The sequence below is a fragment of the Pseudomonas sp. 22490 genome (genome assembly GCF_052044465.1).
In the GTDB taxonomy this organism is placed as follows: Bacteria; Pseudomonadota; Gammaproteobacteria; order Pseudomonadales; family Pseudomonadaceae; genus Pseudomonas; species Pseudomonas aeruginosa.
Window position 1 is genome coordinate 154,802 of the sequence record NZ_JBQENS010000006.1, and the last position, 23,685, is coordinate 178,486.

A 23,685-nucleotide genomic window follows, 5' to 3' on the forward strand; every position below is an offset into this window, starting at 1 on the left:
GGATCATACGAGAACATATCCGCATGCAAAGACTGTCGCGTATCGGCCGCAACACCCTCGCCGTCTCCGTTTCCACCTTGCTCCTCAGCGCCTGCAACCAGGGCGACGATGCGCCGAAGCCTGCGGCGGTCGCGCCGCAACCGGCCGCACCGAGCATGGCTGCACTGAGCATCCCGCTATGCCTCAACGGCCAGTGCGCGGTGATCGACCAGGACGCCAAGCTGCTCGTGCCGTTCGACAACGACTACGACAATATCGTCGCCAGCGCCTACCAGGGCACCCTGATGGCGGCGCGCGAGGAGCGCTGGAACCTGATCCAGGCGAAGGACGGCAAGGTGTTGCGCGACGATATCGGCGAAGCCCTGTCGCTGCTCACCCCCAACCTCTATGGCTTCGTCCGCGATGGCAAGTACGGCGTGGTCGACGGCCAGGGCAAGGAAGTCCAGGCGCCGCGTTTCGACGACATCTACCCCAACAGTGCCAACGAATTCATCATCTACGAGATCGATGGCAAGCGCGGCATCCTCGATGCCAAGGGCAAGCAGCTCACCGAGGCGCTCTACGACACCACCCTGGTCAACGGCAGCGTCGCCGAACACGGCGGCTTGATCAGCGCCGAGCGTGGCGAGGAGAAGTGGATCATCAACCTCGCTACCGGCGAACAGAAGGCCGTGGCCTACGAGAGCCTGGGCGACCTCCACGACGGCGTGATGAGCGCCAGCGTCATCGGCAAGGGCTCCCAACTGGTGGATGCCAAGGGCGACGTGGTCGGTGACGGCAAGAGCTACGATTACCTGGGCACCCCGGCCAACGGCCTGGTCGCGTTCCGCGAGAAGTACGACAGCCCCTGTGGCTACCTCGACTACCAGGGCAAGGTGGCGATCGCCGCCCAGTTCGCCGGTTGCGGCGCCTTCGGCAAGCAGGGCGGGCTGGCCCAGCAGCGCATGGAAGATGGCTCGTCGGGCAAGTACGGCCTGATCGATCGCAGCGGCGCCTGGAAGGTGCAGCCGCAGTACGATTCGGCCGACAGCGCCGGCCTCACCGCGCTTGGCTACACCGTCGACGTGCCCGGGCTGGCTGCCGTCGGCGTGAGCACCGGCCTGTTCAGCGCCGACTTCGGCATCTTCAACCTCGACGAAGGCAGCGAGTGGGTGAAGCCGGGTTATGCGCAGATCGGCGCGCTGGGCAACGACCTGTTCGTCGTGGCGAAGAAGGGCGGGCCGCAGAAGACCGTCAGCTTCATGGGTTCGGAAAGCCAGGTGCCGGTGGTGGGCCTGATGGACCGCAGCGGCAAGATGCTGCTGGAGCCGGGCGAACTGATCAGCATCCAGTCTGCGTATGACGGTCGTTTCCTGGAAGCTCTCGACGGTATGGACAACGCTGCCCACACCGTGTTGCTCGATCGCCAGGGACGCACGCTGGTTCCGGCGCTCTGGCAGAAGCTGGAGGTGAATCCGCAGCAGGGTTACATCCTGGGCTACGAAGTCAGCGGCACTGGCGACGAGGCGACGGAAACCTTGCGCGCACTGTACGACCTGAACGGCAAGCCGCGCTTCACCGTGGCCACCACCGATTGCGGCGCCGAACAGTTGCTCGACGGCAATGGCAAGGCGATCTGGCCGCAGGACCCGACGCCGTATTGCCAGTCGGACGAGGAGCAGGGCGACGAAGGCGAGCCGGAGCAGGAGCCCGCCGAAGAGAGCGAAGAAACCAGCGAGAGCTGAGTTCCCCGGGCGCGTCCGCCCCTTGCGGCGGGCGCGCGGTTCCGCTGTTTCGCCGTGGCTGCTGGCCACGGCCTTCCCTCACTGGCGGTGCCAGAAGTCCGAATACTCCTCGAACGGGTAGCGCTCGCCGTCATAGCGCAGCGTGCGCTTCACCGTGCGCAAGGGTTTGCCGTTCTCCGTTTCGCCGTCGCTGACCCGCGAGGTGACGACCAGGTCGGCAAAGCCGTTGGAGCGTCCGCGGCCGAGTTCCAGGGTCAGGTGCGAGACTTCCTGTTCGAACCCGGGCTCGGCGGAGCAGACCGAGCCTTTCAGCGTCCTCCACTGATCCAGGTAGGTATTGAGCACCGGCCGCAGCTTGCCTTCGCCGGCCGGCACCACCAGGGTCAGCAGGTTGTCGAAGCCGGCTTCCGGACAACTGGCGCCACGCGCCACGCTATGGAATACCACGCCGAAGGCGCGCACCGTCGGGCTCAGGCGATAGCGCGCGGTGTCCAGCCAGAGGCTGTCGCTGCCGACGGCGACGGACGCGTCTTCTTCGAAGTCGCTGTCGTAGCGTTCGAGCAGCCTGCCGCTGCGGCTGTCGGCCTTGGCCAATAGCAGATGCGGGTGGCGTTCGCCTTCCACGGCGGTGTCGCCCGGATCCAGGTAGGCCATGGCGATCACCGTCTGCGCGGGGTCGTCCGGCCAGGGCTTGCAGGCCACGGCGAGGAACGGACCGGAAGATTCGTACGAAGGGGCTATCCAGCCATCGTGGCCGACCTGCCTGGCTACGGCGTCAAGCAGTCGCGACGCGCAGGGCTGCGGTTCGCGGGCTTCGGCCTGGCTCGCGAGTCCCAGCAGCAGGAGGCAGAGTCGGGCGGAGAGGCGGCGGTTACGGTCCATGTGAAAAGAGTCCTTTGGTGGAGGCGGGCACGGAAGACGCCCGGCGCTGCGGGACATTCTAGCGGCTGCGCGGACCTTGCGACGCGGGCTGGCGGGGCGGACATATCGCGGCCGCGCTGCTCAGGCCAGGCCGTTTTCCCGGATGTAGATAAAGAGTCCGGCATTGCTGTCCAGGCCAAGCTTGCGCATGGCGCTGCTCTTTTGCGCGCTGATGGTCTGCTTGCTGCGGCACAGTCGGATGGCGATTTCCCCGACCGCCAGGCCGCTGCCGTACAGGCGCAGCACTTCCACTTCGCGCGGGGTGAGTTGTTCGAGGCTGGCCAGCGGCTTGCCGTGCTCGGCTTCGCCCACTTCCAGCAGGTGTGCGATGGAGCGCGAGATGAATGGTCGACGGCCGGCGTGGCGGATCGCCTTGGGCAGATCGTCGAGCATGCCGCGTTTGCTCACCAGGCCGTGAATGCCCAGCTTGAGCAGGGATGAAACGAGTGCCGGGTTGCCGAGCATGGTGACGACGATGATCGGCAGGTCCGGATAGCGCCGCCGGACCTTCTGCACCAGGCGCAAGCCGTCGGCCTGCTGGCTGCCGGGCATCATCAGGTCGGTGATCAGCAGGTCGCAGGGGTGCGCTTCGAGCTGCGCCAGCAAGCCATCGGCGTCCTGGGCCTGGGCGACGATCCGCAGGTCGTCGTACGCACTCAGCAGATAGCGCATGCCGATCAGGGTGAGGGCGTGGTCGTCGACGAGGATGACGCGTGTTTTCATGAAATCGAACCCGATCGAGGTGGAGGTTTCCGCAGCGGCTACCGGCAACGCCGGCAGGCGGATAATCCGCCAGGAGGCAGCTCCGGACGGGCTCGAATTCTAGCGATGGTGTCTGTCGGTTTAATCAGGACTTTTCTGAATGCTAGTAGGAAATTTCCTATGTGTTTTCCCTAGGTTATTTCGAGGGGAGGCCGAGAAACATAGGGTCTTTGAACGGCTTTCGTGGAGTAGGGGTTGAAATCGCTGTCAGTACATTTCTGTCAGTCTTGCTGGACATCGGAAGGGCGCGACGGCAGCGCGGGTTCCGCTGCCGTCGCCGTCCTTCAACCCAGTTCGCGGACTGCCCGCACCGCCTGGTCGATGGCGGCATGGGCGTAGGCATCCCAGGCCGCATCCGAGTTGGCGATGGCGACATTGCCGACCTTGCTTCGCGCCAGTTCCATCAGCGCTTCGCTTTCCGCCTCGTCGTCGTAGAGGGTATTCATGAAGTAGGAGTAGCCGTGCGACCAGCGGTTCACGGTGATGCCGGTGATGTCGCGGCGGTGGTCGAAGCCCGCCGGGCCGAGCATGGCCTGGAGCTGGTCGCGGATGTCCTTTTCCAGTTGCTCGAAGCTCATCGCGTAGAGCTTGCTGCGGCCTACGCGAGCCTGGGTGCGGGCGTCCATGCCGGCGTTCGGGGTGGTCGGCACGTAGACCATGTGCACGCCGATCGGCTGCCGCGGGTCGCGTGGATGCCGGTAGCTGCCGAGGTCGACCGGGAAGTCCAGCTTGATCCGCGAGTAGGGCAGGGTCGGCGCGTAGATCTCGTGGATGCCGAGGGTCTTCCAGGCCTGCCAGTTGCGCAGCAATACCTTGGTGTACACCAGCGGGAACTTGACGTTCTGGCTCAGCGCGTGGGCCTGCTCCTCGGAGAGGTCGCGCAGCAGGTACGGCACCATCATGTTGTAGCAGGCCATCACGCAGTGCTTGCCGCGTACCCGGTGCAGGTGGCCGGCGCGGCTGTAGCCGACATCGACGCCGCCGGCGCGGTTGCGCACGCTGACGGCGGTGCTGTTCAGGCGCAGGCGCACCGGGTGCCCGGCGAGGTCCAGCTTCGAGTAGTCGAAGCGGGCCATGACGATGTCCTCCATGCCTCGGCCCGGCGCCACCGCGGGGATCAGGTCGCGCACCATGAGCCGAGCCAGCGAGGCGTTGCCGTCGGGGAAATGGTAGATGTACGGCTCGTCCATTTCCGCCTGGGCCTCCTCGCTGGGTTGCGGCAGGCCGAGGGCGTCGAAGCCGGGAAAGCCGGCGGCGTATGCGTCGGCCGCCGGCAGGGCGTCGGCGCCGAGGGCAGAGAAGTCGTTGCTGCGGCCCTGGAAGTACTTCACCGAGGTTTCCGAGAGCCCGACGTTCTTGAGCAGGTAGTCGCGGTAGCTGGTCTTCGCCAGGTAGGTTTCCTTCTCTTCCACGCTCTTGCCGGCAAGATAGTCGCGAGGTGACTCGTACAGCGCGATGAGCGCCTCCCGGTCTTCGCGGCTCAGCGGGAAGTCGCCGATGAAGGCGCGCCAGGAGCGGGCATTGAGACGATCGCGGGGGACCTCGTCGGCAACCATCGGCGTCGGGTCGCCGCTGACCAGCTTGTCCACGCCGAAGCTGGCCTTGTCGAAGAACACCGCGCGGGACAGGCCCAGGCCGGGGTAGAAGTCGGTGTCGAAGGCTGTCTCGAAGCGCTTGAGCTCGACGCCCAGGCGTTTCAGCAGGTGTTTGGCGTCTTCGCTATAGAGGGCGTTCGGCGATTGCAGCGACTCGCTGCCGCCGTAGCCGAGGATAGTGCGCCCGCCGGCCTGGAATTCGTTGCGCTTGGCATGGCCGCCGAAGTCGTCGTGGTTCTCGATGACCAGGATGCGCGCCGCGGGGTGCCGTTCGCGATAGAACCAGGCGGCGGCGAGGCCGCTGATGCCGCCGCCGACCACCACCAGGTCGTATTCCTCTTCGATCGGCAGGTGGTCGACATCGAAGGTCTTCTTCTCCCAGCCCATCTGGTGTGCGACTTCGAAGGCGCCCGGATGGCTACCGCGCAGGCCGGTGAGCGCGGGCGGATAGTAGCGGCCGCCGGGGGCGGCGCGGAGGATCTCGGCGGGGGTCAGGCCTGCGGCGATGGTCAGGGCTACGCCGTTCAGGAAGTCGCGGCGGGAGATGGTCATGGGAAGTCCTTTGCGAGGCAGTGGGTGGCTCGGGGGAGCCATGTTCACAGATTGCTGTTGCGAATGCGCGCGGAGCGGCTGGCGTCGGACGCCGACCCGCAGTCGCGGGCGGGCGCGGAGTTTAGAGGGCCATGCCGGCGCGTCGAAGGGCTTTCTGCTGGCACTAGGCCTCTATCTGGAGAAATGTGACATGTGTCGCGCTTTACCACGGTGTCCGGGGAGGCCGGCAATATCTCGAAGCAAACTCCCGGCGGGCAGCGCGGACGCGAAGGGCTAGAGTCGGTCGAATCCGGTTGTTACCGAACGTCCTGGAGGTATTCGGCCTTCGCCGCCGCCACCGGCGAAACCGCGCCAGCGGCTGTCCAGCCTGGTTCCGCCAGCCAGCGGCCAGCCCCTCGCCAGTCCCGTCGGCGAGTTCGACGAAATCGCCCGCCTGGCGGATGCCGGCCAGCACCGCGAGGCGCGCGCCGCCTGCGAGCGCCAACTGGCCGCGCGTGGGCCGTCGGCCACGGTCTTCTACTGGCTCGGGCTGCTCAGCGATGTCGCCGGGCAGGAGCAGGAAGCCCAGGATTTCTACCGCAAGGCCCTGTACCTGGAGCCGCAGCACGCCGAGGCGCTGGCGCACCTGGCGGCGCTGCTCGCCGCTCGCGGCGACCATGCCGGCGCCCGGCGCCTGCAGCAACGTGCGGCCCGTGGAGTGAACAAAGATGGCTGAGGCGAGCCTGACCTTGCTCGATACCCAACAGGTGGATGACTGCTGGAACCGCATCGGCGTGCATGGCGACAAGTCCTGCGAACGCCTGGCCGAGCATGTCCATTGCCGCAACTGCGAGGTTTACGCTGCCGCGGCGACCTACTTGCTGGACCGCATCGCCCTGCGCCAGGACCAGCTCGACAGCGCCGAAACGATGGACAGCCAGCGCGAACAGAGCGACCTCGGCGAGACGCGTTCGATCCTGGTGTTCCGCCTGGGCGAAGAGTGGTTCGGCCTGGCCACCGGCAGCCTGGTGGAAGTGGCGCCGATGAATCCTATCCATTCCCTGCCGCACCAGCGCTCGCGCGCCCTGCAAGGGGTGACCAACGTGCGCGGCGCGCTGGTCGCCTGCCTTTCCCTCGGCGAACTGCTGGATCTCGAACCCGGCGCCGCGCCGGTCAGCGAGCGCCGGGTGGTTCCGCGCATGCTGATCATTTCCGCCGCCGGCGGTCCGGTGGTGGCGCCGGTGGAGGAAGTCGACGGCATCCATGCGATTCCGCTGGCGCGGATACTGCCGCCCAACCACGCCGACGGCCAGGCCTCGCGCCGGCACGTGGCCGGCGTGCTGCAATGGCGCGAGCGGAGCATCACCCTGCTCGACGAAGGCCCTCTCCTGCAAGCCGTAGCGCGGAGCCTGGCATGACCCCGGACCAGATGAGAGACGCGTCCCTGCTCGAGCTGTTCCGGCTCGAGGCGGAGGCCCAGACCCAGGTGCTCAACGCCGGCCTGATGGCGCTGGAGCGCAGCCCGACCCAGGCCGACCAACTGGAAGCCTGCATGCGCGCCGCGCACTCGCTGAAAGGCGCGGCGCGGATCGTCGGGCTGGACGCCGGCGTGCGCGTGGCGCACGTCATGGAGGATTGCCTGGTGGAGGCGCAGGACGGACGCCTGCTCCTGCAATCGGAACATATCGATGCGTTGCTCCAGGGCTGCGACCTGTTGCTGCGTATCGGCACCCCGCCAGCCGGCGACGCAGGCTGGGCCGAAGGCGCCGGGCGGGAAGAGATCGACGGCCTGGTGCTGCGCCTCGAAGGCCTGGTGCGCAGCGGCCTGCCGCTGGCCCGCGCGGAGCTGCCGGCGACGACTCCCGGTCTGCCGGAAGCGGTCCCCGAGGCGCCGCCAGCGGCGTCAGCGGCCGCCAGCGACGACAACGACGAGGAGCCCGCCGGGCAGGCGGGCGGCGAACAGGCCGAGGAGCGCCGCAGCCGGGTCCTGCGGGTCACCGCCGAACGCCTGGACCGGCTGCTGGATATCTCCAGCAAGTCGCTGGTGGAGTTCCAGCGCATCAAGCCGCTGGCCGATTCCCTGCAACGCCTGCGTCGCCTGCAGTCCAGCGCCAGCCGCGCGCTCGACGTGGTACGCGAGACGGTCCAGGAAACCGCCCTCGACCCGCAGGCCCAGGCCATGCTCGGCGAGGCGCGGCAACTGATTGGCGAATGCCAGCAGATGCTGGTGCAGCACATCGCCGATCTCGACGAGTTCGCCTGGCAGGGCGGCCAGCGTGCCCAGGTGCTCTACGACGCGGCGCTGGCCTCGCGGATGCGGCCATTCGCCGACGTCCTTAGCGGCCAGGCGCGGATGGTTCGCGACCTGGGCCGCTCGCTGGGCAAGCAGGTGCGCCTGCTGGTCGAGGGCGAAAGCACCCAGGTCGACCGGGATGTCCTGGAAAAACTCGAAGCGCCGCTCACCCACCTGCTGCGCAATGCCGTCGATCACGGTATCGAGGCGCCGGAAACCCGCCTCGCCGCCGGCAAGCCGGCCGAGGGCAGGATCACCATCCGCGCCCGCCACCACGCCGGCATGCTGGTCCTGGAACTGAGCGACGACGGCGGCGGTATCGATCTGCAGCGCCTGCGCGAGACCGTGCTCAATCGCCAGTTCGCCACCGCCGAGACCGTGGCGCAACTGAGCGAGGAGGAACTCCTGGCGTTTCTCTTCCTGCCCGGCTTCAGCATGCGCGAGCAGGTCACCGAGGTGTCCGGTCGCGGCGTCGGACTGGACGCCGTGCAGCACATGGTCCGCCAGTTGCGCGGCGGCGTGCGCATGGAGCAACGCCAGGGGCAGGGAGCGCTGTTTCACGTCGAGGTGCCGCTGACCCTGTCCGTGGTGCGCAGCCTGGTGGTGGAGATCGGCGAGGAGGCCTACGCCTTCCCGCTGGCGCACATCGAGCGCATGTGCGAGCTGGAAGCGGAGGAGATCGTCCAGCTCGAAGGTCGCCAGCACTTCTGGTACGAGGGGCGCCATGTCGGCCTGGTCTCGGCTGCGCAACTGCTGCAGCGGCCCGAGAGCAGCCGCACCGAAGGGGCCATCCCGGTAGTGGTGGTGCGCGACCGCGATGCGGTCTACGGCGTTGCCGTGGAGCGTTTCGTCGGCGAGCGTACCCTGGTGGTGATGCCTCTCGATCCGCGCCTGGGCAAGGTGCGCGACGTTTCCGCCGGCGCCTTGCTGGACGACGGTTCGCCGGTGCTGATCCTGGACGTCGAGGACCTCCTGCATTCGGTCGGCAAGCTGCTCAGCAGCGGCCGCCTGGAGCGCATCGATCGCAGCCGGCGGCAGGCCGGCGGGGCGCAACGCAAGCGCATCCTGGTGGTCGACGACTCGCTCACGGTGCGTGAGCTGGAACGCAAGCTCCTGCTCGGCCGCGGCTACGACGTGGCAGTGGCGGTGGATGGCATGGACGGCTGGAACGCCCTGCGCTCGGAGCATTTCGACCTGCTCATCACCGATATCGACATGCCGCGCATGGACGGTATCGAACTGGTCACCCTGGTGCGTCGCGACAGCCGCCTGCAGTCGCTGCCGGTGATGGTGGTGTCCTACAAGGATCGTGAGGAGGACCGTCGGCGCGGTCTCGACGCCGGCGCCGACTATTATCTGGCGAAGGCCAGTTTTCACGATGAGGCCTTGCTGGATGCCGTCGTCGTCCTGATCGGAGAAGCACAGGGTTGAGGATCGGAATCGTCAATGACATGCCGTTGGCCGTCGAGGCGCTGCGCCGCGCGCTGGCCTTCGAGCCGCAGCACCAGATCGTCTGGGTCGCCAGCAACGGTGCCGAGGCGGTGACCCAGTGCGCCGCCGATACGCCCGACGTGGTGCTGATGGACCTGCTCATGCCGGTGATGGACGGCGTCGAGGCAACTCGTCGGATCATGGCGGAAAGTCCTTGCGCGATCGTGATTGTTACCGTCGATATCGAGCAGAATGTGCACCGGGTTTTCGAAGCGATGGGATATGGGGCGCTCGATGCGGTGAACACGCCGGCGCTGGGCATCGGCAACCCGCAAACGGCGGCGGCGCCGTTGTTGCGCAAGATTCAGAACGTCGGCTGGCTGATTGGCCAGCGCGATAACCGTGGCAAGGTCCAGGTGGTGCCGCCGAAGGCCGGCGGGGCGCGCCAGCGTCTGGTGGCGATCGGCGCCTCGGCTGGCGGTCCGGCGTCGCTCGCGGTGTTGCTCAAGCAACTGCCGGCCAGTTTCAATGCCGCGGTGGTGCTGGTGCAGCATGTCGACGAGGTCTTCGCCGCCGGCATGGCCGAATGGCTGGCCAGCGAATCGAAGCTGCCGGTGCGCCTGGCGCGCGATGGCGAGCCGCCGATACCGGGGCAGATCCTGCTGGCGGGGACCAACAATCACATCCGCCTGCTGCGCAACGGTTCGCTGGTGTACACCGCCGAACCGCGTTCTTTCGTCTACCGGCCGTCCATCGACGTGTTTTTCGAGAGCGTGGCGAATTATTGGCGTGGCGATGCCGTGGGCGTGCTGCTGACCGGCATGGGCCGCGACGGCGCCCAGGGCCTCAAGCAGATGCGCGAGCGCGGTTTCCTCACCATCGCCCAGGACCAGGCCAGTTGCGCGGTCTACGGGATGCCGAAGGCCGCGGCGGCGATCGATGCAGCGGTGCAGATCCTTTCCCTGGAAAAGATCGCCCCGCGCCTGGCGGAGGTATTCAATTAGCCGGGCGCGAGTCCGGCCAGGCGCCAGGGTAGGCGCCGGCGCCCGCCGCGGCGGTGCGTGGAACAGCATTCAATTTGATACGAGGGGCCCCGGTCCCGGAGAGAAACATGCACAACCCTCATGAGAGCAAGACCGACCTGGGCGCCCCTCTGGACGGCGCGGTCATGGTACTGCTTGTCGATGATCAGGCCATGATCGGAGAGGCTGTGCGTCGCTCGCTGGCGAGCGAGGCGGGCATCGACTTCCACTTCTGTTCCGATCCGCAGCAGGCGGTGGCGGTGGCCAACCAGATCAAGCCGACGGTGATCCTCCAGGACCTGGTGATGCCCGGCGTCGACGGCCTCACGCTGCTCGCTGCCTACCGCGGCAACCCGGCGACCCGCGACATCCCGATCATCGTCCTGTCGACCAAGGAAGAGCCGACGGTGAAGAGCGCGGCGTTCGCCGCCGGCGCCAACGACTACCTGGTCAAGCTGCCGGACGCCATCGAGCTGGTGGCGCGGATCCGCTACCACTCGCGTTCGTACATCGCCCTGCAGCAACGCGACGAGGCCTATCGGGCGCTGCGCGAGAGCCAGCAGCAGTTGCTGGAGACCAACCTGGTGCTGCAGCGGCTGATGAACTCCGACGGCCTGACCGGGCTCTCCAACCGTCGTCACTTCGACGAATACCTGGAGATGGAGTGGCGCCGCTCGCTGCGCGAGCAGTCGCAACTGTCGCTGCTGATGATCGACGTGGACTATTTCAAGAGCTACAACGACACCTTCGGCCACGTCGCCGGCGACGAGGCCCTGCGCCAGGTCGCCGGGGCCATCCGCGAGGGCTGCAGTCGGTCCTCGGACCTGGCGGCTCGGTACGGCGGCGAGGAGTTCGCCATGGTCCTCCCGGGCACCTCGCCGGGCGGCGCACGGTTGCTGGCGGAGAAGGTCCGGCGCACGGTGGAGAGCCTGCAGATCAGCCACGACCAGCCACGCCCGGGCTCGCACCTGACCGTCAGCATCGGCGTCAGCACCCTGGTGCCGGGCGGCGGCGGGCAAACCTTCCGGGTTCTCATCGAGATGGCCGACCAGGCGCTCTACCAGGCCAAGAACAATGGCCGCAACCAGGTCGGCCTGATGGAACAGCCGGTGCCGCCGGCCCCGGCGGGCTGAGCGGCGCGCGGCGGCCATGCGTCGCCGGCCGGCATTAAATAGAGGCCGGCGTACTGCCTGTGGGGCGCAAGTGCAGTATACTTCGCAGCTTTTCGACGTTTTCCCGCGAGTGAGCGCCAGCCATGGAAATCAACCCGATCCTCAACAGCATCAAGGACCTCTCCGAGCGCACCCAGACCATTCGGGGGTATCTTTGACTACGATCAGAAGCATGATCGCCTGGTCGAAGTAAACCGCGAGCTCGAAGACCCCAACGTCTGGAACAACCCCGAATACGCCCAGAACCTCGGCCGCGAGCGCGCCCAGCTGGCGCAGGTGGTGGAAACCCTGGACGACCTGACCAGCGGCCTGGCCGACTCCCGCGACCTGCTGGACATGGCGGTCGAGGAAGACGACGAGGGCGCCGTCGACGACGTTGCCAACGAAGTCGAGCGTCTGCGCGAGATCCTCGAGAAGCTGGAGTTCCGCCGCATGTTCAGCGGCGAGATGGACCCGAACAACGCCTACCTGGACATCCAGGCCGGCTCCGGCGGCACCGAGGCCCAGGACTGGGCCAACATGCTGCTGCGCATGTACCTGCGCTGGGCCGACAAGCACGGCTTCGACGCCACTATCATCGAGCTGTCCGAGGGCGAGGTCGCCGGCATCAAGGGCGCCACCGTGCACATCAAGGGCGAGTACGCGTTCGGCTGGCTGCGCACCGAGATCGGCGTGCACCGCCTGGTGCGCAAGAGTCCGTTCGACTCCGGCAACCGTCGCCACACCTCGTTCACCGCGGTGTTCGTATCGCCGGAAATCGACGACAACATCGAGATCGAGATCAACCCGGCCGACCTGCGCATCGATACCTACCGCTCCTCCGGCGCGGGCGGTCAGCACGTGAACACCACCGATTCGGCGGTGCGGATCACCCACGTGCCGACCAATACCGTGGTGGCGTGCCAGAACGAACGCTCCCAGCACGCCAACAAGGACACCGCGATGAAGATGCTGCGGGCCAAGTTGTACGAGCTGGAAATGCAGAAGCGTACCGCTGCGTCCCAGGCCCTGGAGGACTCCAAGTCCGACATCGGCTGGGGCCACCAGATCCGCTCCTACGTGCTCGACCAGTCGCGGATCAAGGACCTGCGTACCGGTATCGAGCGCAGCGACTGCGACAAGGTGCTCGACGGCGATCTAGACGAATACCTCGAAGCCAGCCTCAAACAGGGGCTATAAAGCTGCTGCGCCTGGCCAGGCCGCGTTGGAAAATGGTTCGGACTGCTCGTTTTTTACGATCGTGAACTCCGTGTCCTCGCCATTTCCCGCCTTGCCTGGCCGGCGTTCGCTACGCTTTTCGCCCCTGTTGCAATCCGTTTCCACAGGCAAGAGAGCCTAACCAGGAACCACCAAGACCATGAGCGACCAACAACTCGACCAGCACGAACTGCAACAGGAAGAAAACAAGCTGATCGCCCAGCGCAAGGAAAAACTTGCCGCCGTGCGCGAAGCCCGGGCCATCGCCTTCCCCAACGACTTCCGCCGCGACGCCTACTTCGCGGACCTGCAGAAACAGTACGCCGACAAGACCAAGGAAGAGCTGGAAGCTGCAGCGATCCCGGTCAAGGTGGCCGGTCGGATCATGCTCAATCGCGGTTCCTTCATCGTCCTCCAGGACAGCAGCGAGCGCCTGCAGGTCTACGTCAACCGCAAGACCCTGCCGGAAGAAACCCTGGCCGAGATCAAGACCTGGGACCTGGGCGACATCATCGGCGCCGAAGGCGTGCTGGCCCGCTCGGGCAAGGGCGACCTGTACGTCGACATGACCAGCGTGCGCCTGCTGACCAAGTCGCTGCGTCCGCTGCCGGACAAGCACCATGGCCTGACCGACACCGAGCAGCGCTACCGCCAGCGCTACGTCGACCTGATGGTCAACGAGGAAACCCGCCACACCTTCCGCGTGCGTTCCCAGGTCATCGCCCACATCCGCCGTTTCCTCAGCGAGCGCGGTTTCCTCGAAGTGGAGACCCCGATGCTGCAGACCATCCCCGGCGGCGCCGCGGCCAAGCCGTTCGAGACCCATCACAACGCGCTGGACATGGCCATGTTCCTGCGCATCGCCCCGGAGCTGTACCTCAAGCGCCTGGTGGTCGGCGGTTTCGAGAAGGTCTTCGAGATCAACCGCAACTTCCGTAACGAAGGCGTCTCGACCCGGCACAACCCCGAGTTCACCATGCTCGAGTTCTACCAGGCCTACGCCGACTACGAAGACAACATGGACCTGACCGAGGAACTGTTCCGCGAACTGGCTCAGGCGGTACTCGGTACCACCGACGTGCCCTACGGCGACAAGGTCTTCCACTTCGGCGAGCCGTTCGTGCGCCTGTCGGTGTTCGATTCGATCCTCAAGTACAACCCGGAGATCACCGCCGCCGACCTCAACGACGTCGAGAAGGCGCGGGCCATCGCCAAGAAGGCCGGCGCCAAGGTCCTCGGCCACGAAGGCCTGGGCAAGCTGCAGGTGATGATTTTCGAGGAACTGGTGGAGCACAAGCTGGAGCAGCCGCACTTCATCACCCGCTACCCCTTCGAGGTTTCGCCGCTGGCCCGCCGCAACGACGAAGACCCGAGCGTCACCGACCGCTTCGAGCTGTTCATCGGCGGCCGCGAGATCGCCAATGCCTATTCCGAGCTGAACGACGCCGAGGACCAGGCCGAGCGCTTCATGTTGCAGGTCAAGGAGAAGGACGCCGGCGACGACGAGGCGATGCACTACGACGCCGACTTCATCAATGCCCTGGAATACGGCATGCCGCCGACCGCCGGCGAAGGCATCGGCATCGACCGCCTGGTGATGCTGCTGACCAACTCGCCGTCGATCCGCGACGTGATCCTGTTCCCGCACATGCGCCCGCAGGCCTGAGCGCCGCAACAGTCCATGGAAAAGCCGCCTTCGGGCGGTTTTTTCATGGCCGCGCGGTGTCCCGGCCGCCGGGCCAGGGGCCGATAGCCGCCGATCCGCCGGCTGACCACGGAAGGTGCGGGTGGGATCGGAGCTTCCCCGATAGCGGCCGATTGATTCCACGCGAAAAAGTCCGAACAATGCCCCATCGTCCGCGAGCGGAGGAAACACCGTGTCCCGAGTAGCTCCCAGAGACAGCGCCGCGCAGGCCGCCAGCGCGGTAGCCGAAAGCGTTCGTTACCAGGGCCGCAAGGCCAGCCGCCAGGGCAGCGAGCAGCGGCGCCAGGCGATTCTCGATGCCGCCATGCGCCTGATCGTCCGCGACGGCGTACGGGCCGTGCGCCACCGCGCGGTGGCCGCCGAGGCCCAGGTGCCGTTGTCGGCCACCACCTACTACTTCAAGGACATCGACGATCTCATCACCGACACCTTCGCCCTCTTCGTCGAGCGCAACGCAGAGGCGCTGTCGGCGTTCTGGAGCAGCGTGGAGGGCGACCTCCAGGAGATGGCCGCGGTGCTGGCCGACGACCCCGGCGCCCGTGGCTCGCTGGTGGAACGGATCGTCGAGCTTGCCGTGCAGTATGTCCAGGTCCAGCTCACCGAGCGCCGCGAGCACCTGCTGGCCGAGCAGGCCTTCCGCCAGGAGGCGTTGCTCAACCCGCGCCTGCGCGAACTGGCCGATGCCCACCAGCGGATTCTCTCCCTCGGCGCCGTGCATTTCTTCCAGGTGCTCGGTTCCGGGCAGCCCGAGCAGGACGCCAAGGTGTTGACGTCGATTATTCTGCAGATGGAATATCAGGGCCTCGTGGACGGGGTCGAGCAACTGGCCGTGGACGAAATGCGCGCCATACTCAGACGGTACCTGAATCTGGTCATGGGCCTGTGACCTGAGCGTCAACCCCGCCATGGCGGGGTTTTTCATACCCGAACCTTCCCTCGGCCAGCCGGTCGCAGGTTGCGGAGGGTTCCTAAGGAGCGTGTGATGAAAGCCTGGCGTTGCCTGGTGGTCCTGAGTTTCCTGCTGTTGGGCGGTTGCCTGGTCACCTTCAAGGAGCCGATACCGCCGCGCGAGGCGGCGCCGAGCCATCTGCTCGGGACCTGGAGCCGCGAGAACGAGTGGAAGGAAGAACAATTCCTGGAGATCACCCGTTCCGGCAGCAATGTCTACCGTGCGCTCAGCTACGTGGACAGCAAGGACAATACCGAGAGCCTGGAAGACTACGGCTTCACCGTCTCCCACCAGGGCAAGCGCTGGTACCTGTCGGCCGGCCTGCCGAAGAGCCTGGGCGGCAACTTCATCATCGCCGGCTTCGAGATCACCGACGGTGACGAGCTGGTGATCTACAACCTCGACGTCGAGCGCATCGTCGAGGACCTCGGCGCCGGCCAGCTCGACGGCGAGACCGTCGACAGCGATCAGGGCAAGGGCGCGCTGGTGCGCAGCCCGTTGGCGAAGGTCTTCGCCTACCTGAACGATCCCGCCAATTCCGACGTGTTCGTCGAGGCCGCCCGCTTCCAGCGGGTCACCCAATGAGATTGCCGATGAGCCAGCGCAAGGCGCAGAACGACTACCAGAAGATCATCCGCTCCCTGTCCGATCGCATCGTCGAGGCGCAGACGCCGATCCGCGTGCTGGATGCGATCAAATGGGACGACGGGATCCGCCAGGACTTCCTCAAGGGCCGCGGCAAGCATGCGCCGAAGGTCGACCGCGGCTACTACGACAGCCGCCCGCTGGCCTTCGACGCCAGCGCCAAGAAGCAGGAATTCCAGAACATCGAGCGCGACATCACCCGCCAGTTGGGCCAGTTCAACCCGGTCGGGCAGATCATGCGGCGGATGTGCAAGGAATACCGAATGGTCATTCGCATGCTCGAGGCGCGCGGCACCCCGGACCTCGGGCTGATCTCCCAGGAACTCTACGGCTCGGCCTCGGACGCCTTCCATGCCGGCGATCCGACCCTGGCCGACCTCGGCCTGATGCTCTCCGACTACCTGAACAACATCGCCGACCGCGGCGATCTCAAGGACGAACCCAAGACCCTGACCGCCAAGGAGGTCGTACCGATCCTCCAGGCGCGGCTGAACACCGTGTTCGGCGAGGAGGAGGGCACCATCCGCGTGTTCGAGTCCGACGGCATCGTCGCCGACGCGGCGGCCGGCGCCGACTACATCAAGGTACGCGCCGACGCCCTGTTCAACGAGCGCGACGTGCGCGCGCTGGAGGTCCACGAGGGCCTGGTGCACGTCGGCACCACCCTGAACGGCCTGAGCCAGCCGATCTGCACCTTCCTCGCCAAGGGACCGCCGTCCTCCACCGTGACCCAGGAAGGCCTGGCGATCCTGATGGAGGTGATCGCCTTCGCCTCCTACCCGACCCGCCTGCGCAAGCTGACCAATCGCACCCGGGCGATCCACATGGCCGAGGAGGGCGCCGATTTCCTCGACGTGTTCCACTTCTACCGCGAGCAGGGCTACAGCCTGGAGGACAGCTACCAGAACGCCAGCCGGGTCTTCCGCGGCTCGACCCCGGATGGCCTGCCGTTCACCAAGGACCTGTCCTACCTGAAGGGCTTCATCCTCATCTACAACTACATCCAGCTCGCCGTGCGCAAGGGCAAGCTCGAACAGATCCCCCTGCTGTTCTGCGGCAAGACCACCCTGGAAGACATGCGCACCCTGCGCCAACTGGTGGACGAGGGCCTGGTGGCGCCGCCGAAGTACCTGCCGCCGCAGTTCCGCGACCTCAACGCGCTGTCGGCCTGGATGTGCTTCTCGAACTTCCTCAACCACCTCAGCCTGGACCGCATCGAAGCGGACTACGCGAACATCCTCTGACCGTTCCCTGCCGTGCCGGTCTTTCCCGGTGCGCGCGGGCGGTCGGCCGGCAAGCAAGGAGAACGGCGATGGCCAGCCACGAACTCGACTACCGCATCCTCGGCGAATCCATGCAGACCGTGGAGATCGAACTCGACCCCGGGGAAACCGTGATCGCCGAGGCCGGGGCGATGAACTACATGACCGGCGACATCCGCTTCACCGCGCGGATGGGCGACGGCTCCGACGGCAGCCTGCTGGGCAAGCTGTGGAGCGCCGGCAAGCGCAAGCTCGGTGGCGAGTCGGTGTTCATGACCCACTTCACCAACGAAGGCCAGGGCAAGCAGCACGTGGCCTTTGCCGCGCCCTATCCGGGCAGCGTGGTGGCGGTGGACCTGGACGATGTCGGCGGGCGCCTGTTCTGCCAGAAGGACTCGTTCCTCTGCGCAGCCTATGGCACCCGGGTCGGCATCGCCTTCACCAAGCGCCTGGGCGCCGGTTTCTTCGGCGGCGAGGGCTTCATCCTGCAGAAGCTCGAGGGCGATGGCCTGGTCTTCGTCCACGCCGGCGGCACGCTGATCCGCCGCCAGTTGAATGGCGAGACGCTGCGGGTCGACACCGGTTGCCTGGTGGCCTTCACCGACGGCATCGACTACGACGTGCAACTGGCCGGCGGCCTGAAGAGCATGCTGTTCGGCGGCGAAGGATTGCTGCTGACCACCCTCAAGGGCAGCGGCACCGTCTGGCTGCAGAGCCTGCCGTTCTCGCGCCTGGCCGGGCGCATCTACGACGCCACCTTTCGCGCCCGCGAAGAGGTAAGGACCAACAACGGATGAAGCGCCTGCTGATCCCGCTGCTGGTACTCGGCGCGCTGTTCCTCGGTGGCTGCAGTTCGCTGCTGTTCTATCCCGAGCCGGTGGTGCAGATCACTCCGGCGCGCGCCGGGCTGGAGTACCGCGACGTCACCCTGACCACCGCCGACGGCGTGCGCCTGCGCGCCTGGTGGCTGCCGGCGAAGAAAGGCGTGCCGGTGAAAGGCACTGTGCTCTACCTGCACGGCAACGGCGGCAACCTGTCCTGGCACCTCGGCGGCACGTGGTGGCTGCCCGCCGAGGGCTACCAGGTGCTGATGCTCGACTATCGCGGCTACGGCCAGTCGGAGGGCCAGCCGGGACTGCCGGAGGTCTACCGCGACATCGACGCGGCGTTCGCCTGGCTCGACCAGGCGCCGGAGGTGAAGGGCACCGAGCGCGTGCTGCTGGGGCAGAGTCTCGGCGGCGCGCTGGCGATCCACTACCTGGCCGAGCATCCGCAGCGCCAGGGCCAGTTCAAGGCGCTGGTGTTCGACGGGGTACCGGCGAGCTACCGCGGCATCGCCCGGCACATGCTGGACGGTTCCTGGCTGACCTGGCCGCTGCAGGTGCCGCTGTCCTGGCTGGTGCCCGACGACGACAGCGCCATCCATTCGGTGGCGCGGCTTTCTGGCGCACCCATGCTGTTCTTTCACAGCATCGACGATACCATTGTGCCCCTCGAGAACGGCATCGCCCTGTACCGCCAGGCGCGGCCGCCGAAGGTCCTGCAACTGACCCGAGGCGGCCACGTGCAGACCTTCGCCGAAGCGACCTGGCAGGAAGTGATGCTGCGCTTCCTCGACGATCCCCATGGCTTCACCGGCCTGCGCCGGCTGGCCGAAATCCCGAACCGCGAATCCGCGAAACCCGAAGGCAATCCATGAGCGACCGTAACGTACTCCCCTGCATCCTGACCGGCATCGGTACCATCTTCGTCACCGTCGGCGTGCTCTGGTACTACGGCTACCTGCATTTCGCCAAGCCGCAGGACGCCCTGTTGCTGGCCGACTTCACCATGCTGAAGAGCCTGCCCGGCGAAGATGTGAAGCTGTCCCTGGAGCCGGCCAAGCAGGTCGCGCAGTGCATCGATGGCGTCCTGGTGCTGTTCGACACCGAGCAGAAGGGCCTTTCCGGCGTGCTGGTGGACAACAGGAAGCACGCCGTGCGCTGCGCCGGACAGGAAGTCCCGCAGGAAGTGAAATGACCGAGGTCCGCGTCTGGCAGGGAGACATCACCCGTCTTGCGGTGGATGCCATCGTCAACGCGGCGAACTCCTCGCTGCTCGGTGGGGGCGGTGTCGACGGCGCCATCCACCGCGCCGCCGGTGCCGAACTGGTGGCGGCCTGCCGCCTGCTGCACGGTTGCAAGACCGGCGAGGCGAAGATCACCCGTGGGTTCCGTCTGCCGGCGGCCCACGTGATCCACACCGTCGGCCCGGTCTGGCGCGGCGGCGACAACGGCGAAGCGGAGCTGCTGGCCAGCTGCTACCGGCGCAGCCTGGCGCTGGCCGAGCAGGCCGGGGCGGCCAGCGTCGCGTTCCCCGCCATCAGCTGCGGCATCTACGGCTATCCCTTGGAGCAGGCCGCGGCCATTGCCGTCGAAGAGGTCTGCCGGCAACGCCCGGCGCACAGCAGCCTGGAGGAAATCGTCCTGGTTGCCTTCGATAGCTCGATGGCCGAGCGCTACCAGCGCTTGCTCGGCGAGCGGCCTGTGGCCCGCTGATACCTGGAAAGCTCAAGCCCCGCCCATGAAAAAGCCCCGCCGGATGGCGGGGCTTTTGGGCTTCCGTAGGGCTTATCAGCCGCTGACGGAGGAGCGTGGCGCGACCGGCTTGGCGTCGTTGGAAATGGTGACTTCCACCCGACGGTTCATGGCACGGCCGGAGCTGGTGCCGTTGCTGGCCACCGGATATTCCTTGCCGTAGCCACGGGTGGCTACGCGTTCCGGGCTGATGCCGCGGCTGAGCAGGGCCATGCGCACCGAGTCGGCACGACGCTCGGACAGGCGCTGGTTGTAGTTGGCGGAACCGGTGCTATCGGTGTAGCCCTCTACGATCACCTGGCGCTCCGGGTTCTGCTGGAGGAACTCGGCCAGTTGCTGGATGTTGCGCATGGCGCCGGGCTTCAGGTCGGACTTGTCGAGATCGAACAGAACGTCGCCGAAGGTCACCATGGTGCCGCGCGAGGTCTGCTTGGCATTCAGTTGGCTACGCAGCTTGTCCAGTTGCGCGGTGCGCGCGTCGAGGCGGGCCTGGGCGCGCTGGGCGGAGGCGTTCTGCAACTGCGCCTCGGCATTGCGCAGGACGATGGTCTGCTTGGCCAGTTCGATGCGCTGGTTGGTCAGGTAGGCCAGTTGGTCCACGTCGCGCTGGTCTTCGCCATCCTGGTAGGCCTTGTCGGCCTTGGCCAGCCAGTCGCCGGCGTCCTTGGTTTCCAGGGCCGCGACCTTGGTCGCGTCGGGCTGCGACTGCAGCGCGGAGAAGTTGCTGCGGGCCTGTTCCAGGTTGGCGTTCGGCGGCGTGGAGCAGGCGGCCAGCGCCAGGGCCAGCAGGGATACGGCGGGGAGGGCAATGTACTTACGCATAGGGGTCATCCTTAATCACGAATCGACGAAAGAAGGGCGGAATCCGGCTTAGTGCTGCGTATCGCGCATGCCTTCCTCACGCAGTTCCATGACGCCCTGCTGGGCATCCTTCACGGCTTTCTGCGCCTTGGCGGCCTGGGTCTTGCGCTCGGCGACCCGGGCGTCCCACTCGGCCTGCTGCGCCAGGCGCTTGGCCTGGTCGTATTCCTTGTCGTTCATGGCGATGCGCGCCTGGCTCAGCTTGTCCTGAGCGGACTTCATCTCGACCGGGGCATATTCCGGGCCGCCGGCGCTCACCGCGTTATTCACCGCGGATTCGGTCACGGCGAACTGCTCGGTCGGCGGGTTGCCGGCGCAGCCGGCCAGGACCAGGCTGCTGCCTACGGCCAGCAGGGCCAGCTTGAGGCCACGCAGGGAACCGGTGTGTTGCTTGCTCATCGCTTTTTGCTCCATGGGAAATTTCCTCTGACAGGGATGCTGATTCCTTGGCTTTCATCTCTGGCCATTACCGTGGGCGCGTTTCCGGCCCTCCGGTCTTTTCTTCCTGCTCACTGAGCAAGCCTCTGCCAGGCCTCTGTTTCAGGGGCTTGGCGATTGGCCATGTACTTTTAGTGACTCCCCCGCTGGTTCAGGGGTTCAAAAAAAAATCTGAAATTTTCTGACTGAACAGTCGGCTTCCGGCGTGGTCGCAGAACGCCACCTCTGCTCACTAAAGCCCGTCCTACAGGGCTCTAGTCCACGAAACGCACAACTGCCGCAGCGCTCCAGGACGGAACACTCGGGCAGAAAAAAGCCCCACCTGAGTGGGGCTGGAGGAGGCCAGTGGGGCCTTTTAGAAACGCTTGCGCAACAGTCGCAGACCGTTGAACACCACCAGCAGGCTGGCGCCCATGTCGGCGAATACCGCCATCCACAGGGTGCCTTCGCCTGCCAGGGTAAGGGCGAGGAACACCGCCTTGATGCCCAGGGCCAGGGTGATGTTCTGGACCAGGATCGCGTGGGTGGTGCGCGACAGCCGGACGAATTGCGGCAACTTGCGCAGGTCGTCGTCCATCAGCGCGACGCCGGCGGTCTCGATGGCCGTGTCGGTGCCCGCCGCGCCCATGGCGAAGCCGATGTCGGCGCGGGCCAGGGCCGGCGCGTCGTTGATCCCGTCGCCGACCATGCCGACCCGCGAGCCGTCGGCCTGGCGCGCTTCCACTTCACGCAGCTTGTCCTCCGGCAGGAGGTTGCCGCGAGCTGCGTCGATGCCTACCTGGGCAGCGATGGCGGCTGCGGTGTGCGGGTTGTCGCCGGTGAGCATCAGGGTCTTCACGTCCAGCGCGTGCAGCTCGCGGATCGCCTCGCGGCTGCTGTCCTTGACCCCGTCGGCGACGGCGAAGAGGGCCCGCACGCGCTGCGGATCGCACAGCGCGATGACCGTCTTGCCCTGGCGCTCCAGGGCGTCCAGGCGCTCTTCCAGGGCCGGCGAGCAGAGGCCCAGTTCCTCCACCAGGCGATGGTTGCCGAGGTGGTAGAGGACGCCGTCGATGCGTCCGCTGACGCCTCGTCCCGGCAAGGCAGCGAGGTCCTCGACCACGCCCAGGGCAAGGCCGTCCTCTTCCGCTGCGTTGGCCACGGCGCGCGATACCGGGTGGTCGGAACGCGCGGCCAGGCTGGCGGCGAGCAGGCGCGCATCCGTCCCGTCAGCCTCCGCGATCGGCAGGTAGTCGGTCTGTTGCGGTTTGCCATGGGTGATGGTGCCGGTCTTGTCGAGGGCGACCCAGGACAGCTTGCGCCCGAGTTCGAGGAACACCCCGCCCTTGATCAGGATGCCCAGGCGCGCCGCGGCGGAAAGGCCGCTGACGATGGTCACCGGGGTGGAGATCACCAGCGCGCAGGGACAGGCGATCACCAGCAGCACCAGGGCGCGGTAGATCCAGTCCAGCCAGGCGCCGCCGAATAGCAGCGGCGGCAGCACCGCGGTGGCGAGGGCGATGAGGAATACCACCGGGGTGTAGACGCGGGCGAAACTGTCGACGAAACGCTGGGTCGGTGCGCGGGAACCCTGGGCTTCCTCCACGGCGTGGATGATCCGGGCCAGGGTGCTGTCGTCGGCGCGGCGGGTGACGCGGTACTCCAGCGCGCCCTCGCCGTTGATGCTGCCGGCGAACACCGGCTCGCCGACCTCCTTCTCCACCGGCAGGCTTTCGCCGGTGATCGGCGCCTGGTTGACGCTGGAGCGGCCGCTGGTCACCTCGCCGTCGAGGGCGATGCGTTCGCCGGGCTTCACGCGCACGGTGGCTTCCAGTTCCACTTGCTTGGCCGGCAGCTCCTTCCATTCGCCGCCGACCAGTACCGTGGCCTGTTCCGGAGCCAGTTGCAGCAGGCCGCGGATGGCGTTGCGCGCGCGATCCAGGGACTTCGCCTCGATCAGCTCGGCGATGGCGAACAGCACGCTGACCATCGCCGCTTCCGGCCACTGGCCGATGAGCACGGCGCCGGTCACGGCGATGCTCATCAGGGCGTTGATGTTCAGGTTGCGGTTCTTCAGGGCGATCCAGCCCTTGCGGTAGGTCGGCAGGCCGGCGCCGAGGATGGCCAGCAGGGCGAGGCCGGCGACCACCCAGTCCGGCGCCAGGCCGAACCATTCGACGATCTCCGAGGCCAGCGCCATCGCGCCGGCCAGGGCCAGCGGCCACCAGGGTTTCGCCGGCGCTTGCGAGGGGCCGTCGGTATTTTCGCCGGCATCCAGCGGCACCGCTTGCATGCCGAGGCCGGCGATCAGCTTCTGCAGCGGCTCGACGCTGTCGAAGCGATGCTGGACGCGCAGCAGGCGCTGCATCAGGTTGAATTCCAGCGACTCCACTGCCGGCTGGCGACCGAGGGCGTCGCGGATCAGGCGCTCCTCGGTCGGGCAGTCCATCGCTTCGATGCGCAGGTCGCTCCAGCGCAACTCGGCGTTGCCGGCCAGGGTTCCGATGGCGGCCACCGCCGGGCGAGGCGCGTGGCGGTGCCCATGATCATGTCCGTGACCGTGACAGCAAGTGTCGGCGTGTTCGTGGCTCATGGAAACAATTCCCGTTTGACGTGTTGGGT

20 protein-coding genes and 1 pseudogene are annotated in these 23,685 nt (G+C 66.7%); 15 read left to right on the plus strand and 6 right to left on the minus strand.

Annotated features, from left to right (window positions below):
* Positions 1-23 precede the first annotated feature (23 nt).
* A complete protein-coding gene (locus ACTJJX_RS08950; RefSeq protein WP_016852519.1) occupies positions 24-1,724 on the plus strand; it encodes a WG repeat-containing protein in 1,701 nt (566 codons plus the stop codon).
* 78 nt (positions 1,725-1,802) lie between these two features.
* Here ACTJJX_RS08950 and ACTJJX_RS08955 read toward each other — a convergent pair whose 3' ends face one another.
* The 3 genes from ACTJJX_RS08955 to ACTJJX_RS08965 form a co-directional block, all read right to left on the minus strand.
* Positions 1,803-2,606, minus strand: coding sequence for a hypothetical protein (locus ACTJJX_RS08955; protein WP_016253060.1), 804 nt, complete (start codon positions 2,604-2,606; stop codon positions 1,803-1,805).
* A gap of 120 nt (positions 2,607-2,726) precedes the next feature.
* A complete protein-coding gene (ttsR, locus tag ACTJJX_RS08960) occupies positions 2,727-3,368 on the minus strand; it encodes a two-component system response regulator TtsR (RefSeq protein ID WP_003092560.1) in 642 nt (213 codons plus the stop codon).
* Between the two features lie 323 nt (positions 3,369-3,691).
* Positions 3,692-5,554, minus strand: coding sequence for an NAD(P)/FAD-dependent oxidoreductase (locus ACTJJX_RS08965; RefSeq protein WP_003159430.1), 1,863 nt, complete (start codon positions 5,552-5,554; stop codon positions 3,692-3,694).
* 316 nt (positions 5,555-5,870) lie between these two features.
* On the opposite strand from ACTJJX_RS08965, the pseudogene ACTJJX_RS08970 reads away from it, so the two are divergent.
* The 14 genes and pseudogenes from ACTJJX_RS08970 to ACTJJX_RS09035 all read left to right on the plus strand — a co-directional run.
* Positions 5,871-6,269: pseudogene (locus ACTJJX_RS08970) on the plus strand (tetratricopeptide repeat protein); the annotation flags it as partial.
* Positions 6,262-6,951 carry a chemotaxis protein CheW gene (locus ACTJJX_RS08975; RefSeq protein ID WP_016852521.1) on the plus strand — a complete coding sequence of 230 codons (690 nt, stop codon included), beginning with the start codon at positions 6,262-6,264 and terminating at the stop codon, positions 6,949-6,951. The pseudogene ACTJJX_RS08970 and the gene ACTJJX_RS08975, both read left to right, overlap by 8 nt.
* Positions 6,948-9,257, plus strand: coding sequence for a Wsp signal transduction system sensor histidine kinase WspE (gene wspE / locus ACTJJX_RS08980; RefSeq protein ID WP_003103736.1), 2,310 nt, complete (start codon positions 6,948-6,950; stop codon positions 9,255-9,257). Before ACTJJX_RS08975 ends, wspE begins: the two co-directional genes overlap by 4 nt.
* Complete coding sequence (wspF, locus tag ACTJJX_RS08985; RefSeq protein WP_003119328.1) at positions 9,254-10,261, plus strand: Wsp signal transduction system protein-glutamate methylesterase WspF; 1,008 nt, start codon at positions 9,254-9,256, stop codon at positions 10,259-10,261. Before wspE ends, wspF begins: the two co-directional genes overlap by 4 nt.
* 107 nt (positions 10,262-10,368) lie before the next feature.
* Positions 10,369-11,412: a Wsp signal transduction system regulator diguanylate cyclase WspR gene (wspR, locus tag ACTJJX_RS08990; RefSeq protein ID WP_003103734.1), complete on the plus strand. Its 1,044-nt coding sequence runs from the start codon at positions 10,369-10,371 to the stop codon at positions 11,410-11,412.
* A gap of 122 nt (positions 11,413-11,534) precedes the next feature.
* Positions 11,535-12,630, plus strand: a protein-coding gene (gene prfB / locus ACTJJX_RS08995; protein ID WP_010895661.1) for a peptide chain release factor 2 whose coding sequence is annotated in 2 segments (ribosomal slippage) — positions 11,535-11,606 and positions 11,608-12,630 — 1,095 coding nt in all. Because the reading frame shifts where the segments join, the coding sequence is not laid out codon by codon here.
* Between the two features lie 178 nt (positions 12,631-12,808).
* Complete coding sequence (gene lysS / locus ACTJJX_RS09000) at positions 12,809-14,314, plus strand: lysine--tRNA ligase (RefSeq protein WP_003103728.1); 1,506 nt, start codon at positions 12,809-12,811, stop codon at positions 14,312-14,314.
* Between the two features lie 211 nt (positions 14,315-14,525).
* Positions 14,526-15,239 (plus strand): TetR/AcrR family transcriptional regulator, encoded by a 714-nt coding sequence (locus ACTJJX_RS09005; protein WP_003092520.1) that lies wholly within the window; start codon positions 14,526-14,528, stop codon positions 15,237-15,239.
* A gap of 96 nt (positions 15,240-15,335) precedes the next feature.
* Entirely contained in the window at positions 15,336-15,887 is a 552-nt protein-coding gene (locus ACTJJX_RS09010; protein WP_003103725.1) for a hypothetical protein, read from the plus strand.
* Positions 15,888-15,895: 8 nt separating this feature from the next.
* Positions 15,896-17,191 (plus strand): flavohemoglobin expression-modulating QEGLA motif protein, encoded by a 1,296-nt coding sequence (locus ACTJJX_RS09015; protein ID WP_003092515.1) that lies wholly within the window; start codon positions 15,896-15,898, stop codon positions 17,189-17,191.
* 68 nt (positions 17,192-17,259) lie between these two features.
* A complete protein-coding gene (locus ACTJJX_RS09020) occupies positions 17,260-18,006 on the plus strand; it encodes a TIGR00266 family protein (RefSeq protein ID WP_003113847.1) in 747 nt (248 codons plus the stop codon).
* Positions 18,003-18,908, plus strand: coding sequence for an alpha/beta hydrolase (locus ACTJJX_RS09025; protein WP_003103721.1), 906 nt, complete (start codon positions 18,003-18,005; stop codon positions 18,906-18,908). Before ACTJJX_RS09020 ends, ACTJJX_RS09025 begins: the two co-directional genes overlap by 4 nt.
* The gene (locus ACTJJX_RS09030) at positions 18,905-19,228 is read left to right on the plus strand and encodes a hypothetical protein (RefSeq protein WP_003092509.1); all 324 of its coding nucleotides are present in this window, start codon (positions 18,905-18,907) and stop codon (positions 19,226-19,228) included. Before ACTJJX_RS09025 ends, ACTJJX_RS09030 begins: the two co-directional genes overlap by 4 nt.
* On the plus strand, positions 19,225-19,746 hold the full coding sequence (locus tag ACTJJX_RS09035) for an O-acetyl-ADP-ribose deacetylase (protein WP_003092502.1): 522 nt from the start codon (positions 19,225-19,227) through the stop codon (positions 19,744-19,746). Before ACTJJX_RS09030 ends, ACTJJX_RS09035 begins: the two co-directional genes overlap by 4 nt.
* Before the next feature lie 75 nt (positions 19,747-19,821).
* On the opposite strand, the gene ACTJJX_RS09040 is transcribed toward ACTJJX_RS09035, so the two are convergent.
* The 3 genes from ACTJJX_RS09040 to ACTJJX_RS09050 all read right to left on the minus strand — a co-directional run bounded on the left by ACTJJX_RS09040 (position 19,822) and on the right by ACTJJX_RS09050 (position 23,656).
* Positions 19,822-20,607: an OmpA family protein gene (locus tag ACTJJX_RS09040; RefSeq protein WP_003092499.1), complete on the minus strand. Its 786-nt coding sequence runs from the start codon at positions 20,605-20,607 to the stop codon at positions 19,822-19,824.
* 48 nt (positions 20,608-20,655) lie between these two features.
* On the minus strand, positions 20,656-21,060 hold the full coding sequence (locus ACTJJX_RS09045) for a DUF4398 domain-containing protein (protein WP_003092495.1): 405 nt from the start codon (positions 21,058-21,060) through the stop codon (positions 20,656-20,658).
* A gap of 379 nt (positions 21,061-21,439) precedes the next feature.
* Positions 21,440-23,656, minus strand: a complete 2,217-nt coding sequence (locus ACTJJX_RS09050; protein WP_003117471.1) for a heavy metal translocating P-type ATPase — start codon at positions 23,654-23,656, stop codon at positions 21,440-21,442.
* Between the last annotated feature and the right edge of the window lie 29 nt (positions 23,657-23,685).